Source organism: Nocardia heshunensis (assembly GCF_054782115.1).
Map to the genome: position 1 here is coordinate 1318825 of NZ_BAAGTC010000009.1, position 13252 is coordinate 1332076.

The following is a 13252-nucleotide window of genomic DNA, read 5'->3' on the forward strand; positions in this document are numbered from 1 at the left end:
AAAAGCGGCGCTGTCCGTGTAGGGAATCGTTCACCCGTTTCGAGACGCAGGAGCCGTATTTGACCGGGCACAGTTCTGTCCTTTTCCCGTTGTCGGCTGCGCAGCAGGGCATCTGGTACGCGCAACAGCTGACGGGGCCGACCCCGATCACCAACGCCCTGTGTATCGACCTGCACGGCGACCTCGACGTGGAACTGTTGATGGCATCGCTGTGGCAGGTGGCCGGTGAGTTCGGGGCCGCGCGGCTGCGGGTGGTCGAGACCGACGGCGGTCCGATGCAGGCGACCGACCGGCCGCTCGACGAGCCGACCCGGCTGCTGGATCTGCGTGCGGAGCCGGATCCGCTTGCGGCGGCGGATGATTGGATGCGCGCGGAGTACAGCGCGCCGGTGGACCTGCACCGGGATCGGCTGATCGCGACCGCGGTGCTGCGGGTGGGGGAGCGGCACTGGCTGTGGTACCTGCGCGCGCACCACATCGCGATGGACGGGCTGGCCGCCATGACCCTGCTGTCACGGGTCGGCGAGCTCTACACCGCGGCGGTGCAGGGCAAGGAGCCCGCGGCCGCGCGCGTGCAGGGCCTCGCCGATCTGGTGGCCGCCGACGAAAAGTACCGGGCCTCGGAGCGTTTCACTACCGACCGCGAATTCTGGCAGCGGCAGCTGGCCGGACTGCCCGCGCCGGTCAGCCTGGCCGGGCGCGGCGCGCAGGCGGATGCGCACCCGATCTCGGTGAGCGGGGTGCTCACCGCCGAGACCGCTGGACTGCTGGCCGCCGTGGTCAAGGCGACCTCGGTCAATCCGGCCGTGCCGATCCTGGCCGCCTTCGGGCTGTTTCTGGGCCGCATGACCGACAGCGATGACATCGTGCTCAGCCTGCCGGTGTCCGCGCGCGTCACCACCGCGGCCCTGCGCTCGGGCGGAATGCTGGCCAATACCGTGCCCTTCCGGATCACGACGGGTCCGCGCGGGACCGTCGGCGAGCTGATCGAGGCGACCCAGCGGCAGCTGATCGAGGTGATGCGCCGCCAGCGGTACCGGCAGGAGGACATGTTCCGCGATATCGGGCGGCTCACCCCGCAGACCCAGGTGTTCGGGCCGTACGTGGATCTGATGATGTTCGACACCAAGGTCGTGCTGGGGCCGATCACCGGGCGGCTGCGGGTGCTGACGCCGGGGCTGGTGTCGGATCTGTCGGTGAGCGTCTACGCGGGTGCTGGCGAGACACCCGACTCCACCGCCACCCGACTGGATTTCGTGGCCAACCATGTGCTGTACACGCCCGAAGAGGTTGCGCGGCACCATGATCGGTTCCTGCGCTTCCTGCCGGTGTTCCTGCGGGCGGTCGGCGAGCCCGCCACCCGGGTTCGCGACCTCGAGTTGCTCGGGCGGGGGGAACGTGACCGAGTGCTGCGGGAGTGGATCGACACCGCACCCGTCGATTCCGTGCCATCGGTCGATTCCACCACCACCCTCGTGAAGATCTTCCGTGAGCAGGCGGCCGCGACACCGACCGCCGTCGCCATCGTGGACGGCGCGCAGCACCTCACCTACGAGCAGCTGGAGCAACGCGCCCGGCGGCTGTCCGCCCTCCTGGCCGAGCGCGGGGCGGGGCCGGAAACCCTGGTGGCCGTGGCGCTTCCCAAGGGCGGCGCGCTGATCACCGCCCTGCTGGCCATCCTGGAGACCGGTGCCGCGTACGTGCCGCTGGATCCGACCTCCCCGCCGGAACGCATCGCCTACATCCTGAGCGACGCCGCCCCCGCGCTGGTCCTGTTCGACGACAGCACCGCGGATCTGGTCGCCACCGCCGAGAGCCCGCGACTGCACATCGATGCGGGGGATGCCGACGGTCCCGTCGCACCGACGGTGACCGATGCCGCCCGCCCCGGCAATGTCGCTTACGTCATCTACACCTCCGGCACCACCGGAAAGCCCAAGGGCGTGGCGGTAACCCACGCGAACGCCGTCTCCCTGTTCCGCGGCACCCAACCGTGGTGCCGATTCGGCTCCGAGGATGTCTGGACCTGGTGCCACTCCCAGGCTTTCGACTTCTCGGTGTGGGAGATCTGGGGTGCGCTGCTGCACGGTGGCCGCGTCGTGGTGGTGCCGCGCGAGGTGGCGTATTCGCCGCTCGAGCTGTGGGAGCTGATCGTCGAGCAGGGCGTGACCGTGCTCAATCAGACTCCGTCGGCGTTCTACGCCTTGATCGAATCGCGGCGCGGCGCGGTGGACGACCGCTCGGCGCTGCGCCTGGTGATCTTCGGCGGAGAAGCGTTGGACCCCACCCGGTTACAGCGCTGGCCGGTACTCGATCGCCCGGACGCGCCGCTGCTGGTCAACATGTACGGCATCACCGAGACCACCGTGCACGTCACCGAACAGCCACTGGCGCAGCGGCATTGGCGCGCCGAGCCGGGCTCGAGCCCGATCGGTGTGCCGCTGGCGAATCTGCGGACCTACGTGCTGGATTCGTGGCTGCGCCCGGTCCCGGTCGGTGTCGCCGGTGAACTCTATGTCGCGGGCGCACAGGTCGCTCGCGGGTATCTCGCGCGCCCGGGGCTGACCGCGCTGCGCTTCGTCGCCGACCCGTTCGATGCCGCCGGTGGTCGCCTCTACCGCAGCGGTGACGTGGTGCGCTGGACCGAGCCCGGGGTGCTGGAATACCTCGGCCGCGCCGACGAACAGGTGAAGATTCGCGGCTACCGGATCGAACTCGGCGAGATCGAATCCCTGCTCGCGGCACAGGATTGCGTCGCACAGGCCGTGGTCGCCACGCACAGCGCCGGGTCCGAGGCGCCCGGTGACACCCAGTTGGTCGCCTACCTGGTCCCCGATCCCCGCTTCGCCACCGCAGCGGCGGCCTGCCTGCGGCTGCGCAGCGAAGGCGTCATCGCCCCCGAGGAATTGCACGAGCTGCCCAACGGCATGCCGATGGTGGGCCGCAACCGCTCCAATATCGAGTTCCTCTACGACGAGATCTTCGAGACCGAGGAATACTGCCACGGCGGCGTCACGATTCCCGAGCGCGGCTGCATCGTCGATATCGGCGCGCACGTCGGCATGTTCTCCGTCTTCGCCAAGCGGAAGTCGCCCGGCGTCAAGATCTTCGCCGTCGAACCGATGCCCGAGCTACGGCGCATGTACCAGGCCAATGCCGCCCTGCACGACCTGGACGCCACCCTGGTCCCGTACGCCATCGGCGCGGAGGCCACCACCGACACCTTCACCTACTACCCGGAGATGTCGGTGCTGTCGGGCCGCGGCGCCGACAGCCGGGTGCAGCACGACATTCTGGAATCGTTCATTCACAACGAATACCGCGCGGAGACACAGGAACTCGGTGACAGCCTGGTCGATCAGCTGATCGCCGACCGCCTGGACTGCGTGCAGGTCGAGGTCCCCATCCGCACGCTCTCGCACATCATGGACGAGTACGCGATCGAGCACATCGATCTGCTCAAGCTCGATGTCGAGGGCAGCGAACTCGATGCGCTGCACGGCATCGAGGAGCGGCACTGGCCGCTGGTGGATCGCATGGTGATCGAGGTCCACGATGTCGAGGACCGGCTGGCCCGCATCGAGAAGCTGCTGGCGCAGCGGGGATTCGAGGTCGAGGCCCGGGTCTCCCCGAACGTGATCGGCACCGATCTGCACATCGTCTACGCCCTGCGCGCCACGCTCGCGGCGGACCGGGCCTCCCTGGCGACCGATCTCGGAGCCGTCGACGACCGCCGCGCGGAACTGCTGCGCCCGCACGAGACCTGGAGCGCCCCTGCGGCATTGGGCGCACTGGTGCGGGAACAACTGACCGGGCTGCTGCCCGGCTACATGGTGCCCGATGTCGTGATGGTGCTCGATGCCCTGCCGTTGACCGTGAACGGAAAGGTGGACAAGGCCGCACTGCCCGCGCCGGTGGTGGCGCGCGCGACGTATCGGGCCCCCGCCACCCCGGTGGAGGAAATCGTGGCCACCGTGTTCGCCGAGGTGCTCGGCCTGGACCGGGTCGGTGTGGACGACGACTTCTTCGTGTTGGGCGGCAATTCGCTCTCGGCGACGCGGCTTTCGGCGCGATTGTCCGACGGTGTGGGTGTCCCCGTCGCGGTCCGGGACGTGTTCGAGGCCTCGGCGGTGGGGTCCCTCGCCGGTCTGCTGGCGGCCCGGGTGGCGCAGGCCCCGGCGGTGGCCGACGGTCCGCAACTGGGTGCGCGTCCGCGTCCGGAGCGGGTACCGCTGTCGTTCGCGCAGCAGCGGATGTGGTTCGTGAACCGTTTCGATCCGGAGTCGCTCGCCTACAACATTCCCATGGTGATCCGCCTGTCCGGCGCACTGGATGTGGCGGCCCTGGGTGCGGCCGTGTGGGACGTGCTCGCGCGGCACGAGGTGCTGCGCACCCGCTATCCGGACGCCGACGGGGTGCCGTATCAGGTCGTGGTGCCCGTCGCGGAGCTGGATGCGGCGCAGCTGGATCTGACGCCGCTCGCGGTGCGCGAATCCGGGCTGGCGGCCGCCATATCCGAGGTCGTCTCGACGGGATTCGAGGTGGCCGAGCGGGTTCCGCTGCGTGCCCGGCTGTTGTCCACCGGCGATACCGAGTTCGTGCTGGTGCTGGTGGTCCATCACATCAATGCCGACGGGTTCTCGATGGCCCCGCTGGCGCGTGACCTGGCAACGGCATACACCGCCCGCCACGACGGGCGGCAGCCGGACTGGCAGCCGCTGCCGGTGCAGTACGCCGACTACGCGCTGTGGCAGCGGGAGTGGTCGGGAACCGGCGACAATCCGGAATCTCCCCTCGCACAACAGCTTCGGTACTGGTCGGCGCAGTTGAGCGAGCTGCCCGAGGTGATGGCGCTGCCGACCGATCGGCCACGCCCGCCGGTGGCCTCGCATCGGGGCGCGACGCACGGCTTCGCTCTCGAACCCGGTGTAGTGGCGGGCATGCAGAAGCTGGCGCAGTCTCGCGGCGCGACGATGTTCATGGTCTTCCACGCGGCGCTGGCGGTGGTGCTGGCGCGGCTGTCCGGTGGCGGCGATATCGCGGTGGGTTCCCCGGTGGCCGGGCGCGGCGCGGCCGAATTGGACGGGCTCATCGGCATGTTCGTCAATACCGTGGTGCTGCGCGCCCGGGTCGACGAGTCCGCCTCGTTCACCGATCTGCTCGCCGACATCCGCGCGGTGGACCTGGATGCCTTCGCGCACGCGGAGGTGCCGTTCGAACAGGTCGTGGAGGCCCTGGACCCACCGCGCAGCCAGGCCCACCACCCGCTGTTCCAGGTGATGCTGGCCTTCCACAATCTCGATCAGGCCCGGCTGGAACTGCCCGACGTGGTGGTGAGCGCCGCGGGCGCGGACACCGGCATCGAGCGCTTCGACCTGACCTTCACCCTGACCGACACTCCTGACCGCGACGGTGTGATCCCGGTCGAACTCGGTTATGCCACCGACCTTTTCGAGCCGTCGACGGTTGCGGCGCTTTCCGCCCGCCTGGTGCGGGTGCTGCGGGCCGTGACCGCCGAGCCCAAGGTCCGGGTGCGCGAGATCGAGGTCCTGACCACACCCGAGCGGGCATTGCTGGTCGGTGCGTGGGGCGGCTACGGCACTCCGGATCCGTCGGAACCGGTGACGTTGCCCGCACTGCTGGCCGCCGCGGTGGCGGGCAACCCCGAGGGCGACGCGGTCGTGGACGGGGACGCGCGGGTGTCGTATCGCGAGCTCGACGAGCAGTCGAACAGGCTGGCGCGCAACCTGATCGGGCAGGGAATCGGCCCCGAAGCGGTGGTTGCTCTGGCACTGCCCCGGTCGTTGGATTGGGTGTCCGCGGTGTGGGCGGTCGCCAAGACCGGCGCGGCCTTCCTGTCGCTGGATCCGGCGCATCCGGTGGAGCGGAATCGGTTCGTATGCACCGACTCCGGGGCCCGCGCGGTGATCACGCGCGGCGGTCTCGTGGAGTTCGGGCCGCAGGTCATCGACCTCGAGGAGTTCGACCGGTCCGCCCTCGGCGCGAATGCCGACCCGTATCCGGCTGTGCGAGTCGATAACACCGCCTATGTCGTCTACACCTCCGGTTCGACCGGCATCCCCAAGGGCGTCGAGGTCACTCATGCCGGGCTCGCGGCCGCGGTGGCCGACCACGTCCGGCGCTGCGGGGTCGACGCCGGGTCGCGGGTACTCGCGGTCGCGGCGCGCACCTTCGATGCGGCGATCCTGGAATTGCTGCTGGCGGTCGCCGGGAGTGCGGCGCTGGTGGTCGCGCCGCCGGAGGTGTACGGCGGCGAGCCGCTGCGGGAACTGGTGTGCGACAAGCGAGTCAGTCATGCGTTCGTGACCCCGGCGGTGGCGATGTCGCTGGACCCGGCCGGGCTCGATGAGCTACAGGTGCTGCTGACCGGCGGTGACCGCTGCTCGGAGCAACTGGTGGCACGGTGGTCGGGTACCGATACGGCGGGCACTCGCCGGATGCACAACCTGTACGGCCCGGCCGAGGCGACCATCTGGGTCACCGGCTCGGAACTGTTGCCAGAGCACGTGATCGGCATCGGCACCCCGATTCCGGGCACGCACGCGGTGGTGCTGGACGCCTGGATGCGTCCGGTGCCGATGGGTGTCGTGGGTGAGCTGTATGTGTCGGGTGCCGGTGTGGCGCGCGGGTATCGGGGTCGGCCCGGGCTGACCGCCGAGCGATTCGTGGCCGATCCGTTCGGTGCGCCGGGACAGCGGCTGTATCGCACCGGCGACCTGGTGCGGTGGACGGCCGGATCCGAGCCCGAGACCGGGCTGCTGGAGTTCGTGGGCCGCAGCGACTTCCAGGTCAAGGTGCGCGGACAGCGACTCGAACTCGGGGAGATCGAATCCGCGCTGGCGGCCGTGGCGGGCGTCGAACAGGCCGTGGCGGCCATCGACACCGCCACCGGCACCGCGCGTCTGGTGGGATACGTGGCGGCGGCCCCCGGCCTGGCGCTCGATCCGGAGCAGATCCGGCTGTTCGTGGCGCACCGGTTGCCCGCGTACATGGTGCCGGACCTCGTACTGGTGCTCGACGAGATGCCGTTGACCGCGACCGGGAAGATCGACCGCCGTGCCCTGCCCGCACCGGTCTTCGCCGTCCGCGAGTTCCGGGCACCCTCGACGCCGGTCGAGCAGCTGGTGGCCGAGGTGTTCGCCGAGGTCCTGGGGCTCGCGCAGGTCGGTGCCGATGACGACTTCTTCACGCTGGGAGGCGATTCCATCGTCTCGATCCAGGTGGTCGCCAAGGCGCGGGCGCGGGGCGTGGCGTTCGCTCCCCGCGACGTGTTCGAGCAGCGCACCCCGGCCCGCCTGGCGAGCCGGGCACTGGTGGGGGCGACGGGCGCGGCGGAACTCGCGGAGCTGCCGGGCGGTGGCGTGGGAGGGCTGCCGCTGCCGCCGGTGGCGCAATGGATGCTGCAGTGGGGCAAGGGCTTCCAGCGCTTCGAACAGCACATCGTGGTGCGGGTGCCCGAAGATGTGACCGAGGCGGGCATGGTCGCCGCGATAGGCGCGCTGCTGGAGCGGCACGACATGTTGCGCTCGCGATTGCGGCGCAACGAATCCGGGGAGTGGGCGCTGGTCGTCGATCCGCCGGGCGCGGTCGACGCGGGTGCCGTGGTCCTGCGGTGCGCACCCGGCGAAGATCTGGCCGAGGTGGCGGATACCGCTGTTGCACAGTTGAATCCGTACAGCGGTGTGATGATGCGATGCGTATGGCAACTCGCCGTTGCGGGACCGGGCCGCCTGCTGGTGATCGTGCATCACCTGGCCGTCGACGGGGTGTCGTGGCGGGTGCTGGTGCCGGATCTGATGTCGGCGTTCGCACAGGTCGCCGTGGGCGATACGCCGGAGTTGGTGCCGGTGGGTACTTCGATGCGTCGCTGGGCGCACGGTGTGGTGGATGCCGCGAGTGATCCGATTCGCCTGCAGGAGTTGGGTCTGTGGCAGGCGATGGCGACCGGGCCGGATCCGCTGCCGGGTGGGCGTGAGCTGGATCCGGCGCTCGACACCGCCGCCACCCTCGACGAGGTGTCGGTCGAACTGCCGGAGCAGGTCACCCGCGGACTGCTGTCCACGGTCCCGGCGGCCTTCCATGGCGGCATCGAGGACGGGCTGCTGGCCGGGTTCGCGGTCGCGGTGCGAATGTGGAGGGCGCGCAAGGGCATCGAGGAATCCTCGGTCTTGCTGCGGCTGGAGGGACACGGTCGCGAGCAGCGGATCGTTCCCGGCGCGGACCTGTCGCGGACGGTCGGCTGGTTCACCTCGATGTTCCCGGTGCGGTTCGACCTGACCGATATCGATCTCGTGGATGTCACCGCCGGTGGGAATGCGGTGGCGGACGCGGTGTTCGCGGTGAAGGAGACCTTGCGGTCGATCCCGGACAAGGGCGTGGGCTACGGGTTGCTGCGCTACTTGAATGCCGAAACCGCTGCGGCACTGCCGGATCGGATGCCCGGCCGGATCGGGTTCAACTACCTGGGCCGGGTGACGAGCGCCGAAGCGGGTACCGGCGGCATCGGCGACGGCGAGGTGGACATCGCCCCCGATCCCGATCTGCCGGTCACCCTGGCGATCGACGTGAATGCCATTGTGGTGCAGGACCGTTTGCGGGCCAGCTTCCGATTCCCCCGCACCCTGCTCGACGCCGCCGATGTCGAGGAACTCGCCACTCTGTGGACCGAGGCGCTCGCCGGGATCGTCGAACACGCCGAAACCGCCGGTGCGGCTGTGCATTCCCCGTCCGACTTCGAGCTGGTGGCGCTCACTCGCGCCGAGGTCGCCACCCTCGATCGGGCCTACCCTTCGCTGAGCGACGCATGGCCGCTGACCGGTCTGCAGACCGGACTACTGTTCCATGCCGATCTCGCCACCGATGTGGATGCCTATGTGGCACAGCTGATGCTGCGCCTGAACGGCCGCCTGGACGTGGCACGCCTGCGGGCCGCCGCACAGGCGCAACTGGACGCGAACCAGAGCCTGCGCACCGCGTTCACCACCACCCGGGGCGGCGCTCGCATCGCGGTGGTCTGCGAGGACGTCGAACTGCCCTGGCAGGTCGTCGATCTCACCGGGCATGCCGACCCGCAGGCCGGGTTGGCCGAACTGGCCGCGGCCGCCGAGGCCCGCCGATTCGATCCGGCGCTCGCCCCGCTGCTGCGGTTCACGGTCGCCGAGCTGGGTGGCGATCAGTGGGCGCTGATCCTCACCAATCACCACCTGATTCTCGACGGCTGGTCCTACCCGTTGCTGATCACCGACCTGTTCACCCGCTACGCCACCGGCGCGGGCACCGCGGCCGACCGGTACCGGGACTTCCTGTCCTGGTCGGCGACTCGCGACCGGGACGCGGCCGTGGCGGCCTGGGCGGCGGCCCTCGACGGCGCCGAACCCACCGTGATCGCCGGACCCGACGCCCGCCCCGCCGGGGGCGAAGTGGCCGAGGAATGGCTCACTCTCGACGAATCCGCGGCCCGCGAGCTGACCGCGGTGGCGGCTGCCGCCGGTGTCACCCTGCACACCGTCCTGCAATCGGTGTGGGCGATCATGGTGGCGCAGTTGAGCGGTCGCACCGACGTGGTGTTCGGCGGCACGGTGTCCGGCCGTCCGGGCGAGCTGCCCGACGCCGACCGCACCCTCGGACTGTTCATCAATACCGTGCCGACCCGGGTGCGGCTGGATCCCGCCGAGACCGTCACACGCCTGTGGGAGCGCATCCAGCGCGAGCAGGCGGCGCTGCTGGACCACCATCACCTCGCGCTTACCGAGATCCACGCGTGCACCGGCACGGACCGCCTCTTCGACACCGTGATGGTGCTGGAGTCGTATCCGCTGGATGCCCAACGCATTCGGCAGCTCACCGGCCGCGGCGACCTGGAGATCACCGGGATCGCCGCCAGCGATGCCACGCACTACCCGCTGACGTGCAGTGTCACCGTGCACGACGGGCTGCGCGTGCGATTGCAGTACCGGCCGGATGCCTTCGACGCCGCAACCGTGGCCGCGCTGGCCCGGCGGTTGCACCGGGTGTTGCGGGCGGTCACCCGCGACCCGGCCGTGCCGGTCCGCGCTGTCGAGGCGCTGCCGGAGCCGGAGCGTCAGCGACTGCTGCGCCTCGGCCGGGGCGATGAACGCACCGCGCCCACCGATGTGGTGACGCTGCCGGAACTGCTGGCAGCCGCGGTGGCCGCCGAACCGGACGGGTGCGCGGTGGTCGACGGTGAGCGGTCCGTCTCGTATCGCGAACTCGACGAGCGCTCGAATCAGTTGGCGCGGTTCCTGATCCGGCGCGAGGTCGGCCCCGAATCCGTGGTGGCCGTGGGTGTGCCGCGCTCGCTGGAATGGGTGACGGCGGTCTGGGCGATCGCCAAGACCGGGGCCGGATTCCTGTCCCTGGATCCCGGGCATCCGCTCGACCGCAACACCTACCTGTGCACCGATTCCGCTGTGCGCGTGGGCATGACGACCGCCCGGCACGCGGCGGCGCTGCCGGGCGCGGACCTGTCGTGGCTGATCCTCGACGCCCCCGACGTCGCGACGGCGGTGACGCGCCTGCCGCGCACCCCGCTCACCGCGGCCGAACGCCTGGGTACCCCGGTACCGGACGGCACGGCCTACGTCGTCTACACCTCCGGCTCGACGGGACGCCCGAAGGGTGTCGAGGTCACGCACGCCGGGCTGGCGGGCGTCTGCGCCGCGCAGCGTGAACGTTTCGGCATTACCGCGGACGCACGCGTGCTCAGCGTGGCGGCGCGCACCTTCGACGCCGCGATCTTCGAACTGCTGCTGGCGATCTCGGGTGCCGCGACCCTCGTGATGTCACCGCCGGAGGTCTACGGCGGGCAACAGCTCTCGGACTTCATGCGGGTTCAGCGGGTGACCCATGCCGTGCTGACCCCGACGGTGGCGGCCGCGACCGATCCCACCGGTCTCGACGATCTCGAGGTGCTGACCGTCGCGGGCGAGGCGTGCCCGCCCGCCCTCCTGTCCCGCTGGGCCGCCACCGATCTCGGTGCGCGCCGTCACGTGCACAACCTGTACGGTCCGGCCGAGGCGACCATCTGGGTGACGGGCACCGCGGCCCTGCTCCCGGGTGATCCGGTCACCATGGGCTCGGCCATCGGCGGCATCTCCGCGCTGGTGCTGGATGGCTGGCTGCGACCGGTGCCGGTGGGTGTCGTGGGTGAGCTGTACGTGTCGGGTGCCGGTGTGGCACGGGGATATCGAGGTCGGTCGGGGCTCACGGCGAGCCGGTTCGTGGCCGATCCGTTCGGCGCGCCGGGACAGCGGCTCTATCGCACCGGCGACCTGGTGCGCTGGACGCGGGACGAATCCGATTCGGGCAGTGGTGTTCTGGAGTTCGTGGGCCGGGCCGACCTGCAGGTGAAGCTGCGCGGCCAGCGACTCGAACTCGGCGAGATCGAATCCGCCCTGTGCGAGCAGGACGGGGTCACGCACGCCGTGGTCCTGCTGCACGGTTCGGCGCAGGGTGACCGCCTGGTCGCCTACGTCGTCACCGAGTCCCGAATGGTGCTGGACGCGGCCCGGGTCCGGCGCACGCTGGGACGGCGACTGCCCGGTTTCATGGTCCCGGAAGTGGTCATGGCCGTGGACGCCCTCCCGGTGACGGTCAACGGCAAGCTGGACAAGGCCGCGCTGCCCGAACCGATTTCGGCGCACGCGCGCTACCGGGCGCCCGCGACACCGGCCGAGGAACTCGTGACGGCCGTGTATGCCGACGTGCTCGGGGTGGCCCGGGTCGGCGCCGAGGACGACTTCTTCGCGCTGGGCGGGAATTCGCTGTCGGCGACCCAGGTATCGGCGCGGCTGACCGACAGCGCCCGGGTGCCGGTGGGCGTGCGGCACGTCTTCGGGCATCCGGTGGCCTCGGAACTGGCCGGGCTGGTGTCGCGGCGGGTGGCCGAAGCCGATCCGGCGCGGGCGCCCCGCCTGCGGCCGTGGACGCGCCCGCAGCGGGTGCCGCTGTCGTTCGCACAGCAGCGCATGTGGTTCGTCAACCGCTTCGCCCCCGAATCGGCGTCCTACAACATTCCCCTGGTGTTGCGGCTGTCGGGCGCACTGGATGTCGCGGCCCTCGCGGCGGCGATCACGGATGTGCTGGCCCGGCACGAGGCGCTGCGGACCCGCTACCCCGACGTGGACGGCGTGCCCTACCAAGCGGTGGCACCGGTCGCCGAACTCGCGGAGGCCGTCGATATCGACCTCACCCCTCGGTCGGTGACCGAGGCGGAACTCGCGAGCGCGGTCGCCGACGTCGTCTCGGCGGGATTCGATGTGGCCGAACATATTCCGCTGCGCGCCAGGCTGCTGACACCGGGGTCGGAACAGTTCGTGCTCGTCCTGGCCATCCATCACATCAATGCCGACGGCTTCTCGATGGCACCGCTGGCGCGTGACCTGGCGACCGCCTACGCCGCCAGGGGCGCGGCCCGGCAACCGGATTGGAAGCCGCTGCCACTGCAGTATGCGGACTATGCGCTGTGGCAGCGGGAGCTGCTCGGCTCGGCCGAGGATCCCGATTCGATGCTCGCGCAGCAGATTCGCTACTGGACCGGGCAATTGCGCGACCTGCCCGAGGTGCTGGAGTTGCCGTCGGATCGGCCGCGCCCGGCGGTCGCCTCGCACCGGGGCGCGACCCAGCACTTCACCATCGAACCCGACGTCGTCGCCGGTCTGCGCGAGCTGGCCGCCTCCGCCGGTGTCACCCTGTTCATGATGTTCCACGCGGCCGTGACCGTGGTCGTGTCGAGGCTGTCGGGCAGCACCGATATCGCCGTCGGCACACCCGTTTCCGGGCGCGGCTCGGCGCTGTTGGACGACCTGGTGGGCATGTTCGTCAATACGGTCGTGCTGCGCACCCGGGTGGACACGGCCGAATCGTTCAGTGCCCTGCTGGATCGGGTGCGCGGCGTGGATCTGGATGCGTTCGCGCAGGCCGAGATTCCGTTCGAGCAGGTGGTCGAGGCGGTGCAGCCGCCGCGCAGTCAGGCCCAGCACCCGCTGTTCCAGGTGATGCTGGCCTTCCACAATCTCGACCCGGCCGCCGTGCGACTTCCGGGCCTCGCGGTCACCCCGTCGAGCGCCGACACCGGTATCGAACGCTTCGATCTGACCCTGACGCTGGCGGACACCCCCGATGGGCGCGGCGCGATGCCCGTCGATCTGAGTTACGCCACCGACCTTTTCGATCCCGCCACCGCGTTCGCGTTCCTCGAGCGTCTGGACCG

1 protein-coding gene (cut by a window edge) is annotated in these 13252 nt (G+C 70.3%); it reads left to right on the top strand.

The annotated features are described in order from the left end of the window. Window positions 1-59: 59 nt before the first annotated feature. Window positions 60-13252, top strand: partial view of a non-ribosomal peptide synthase/polyketide synthase gene (locus tag ACYVN4_RS34415; protein WP_460726364.1) — the beginning only. 15181 nt of this gene lie beyond the right edge of the window; only the first 13193 of its 28374 coding nucleotides appear in the window; it begins with the start codon at window positions 60-62; its stop codon lies beyond the right edge, outside the window.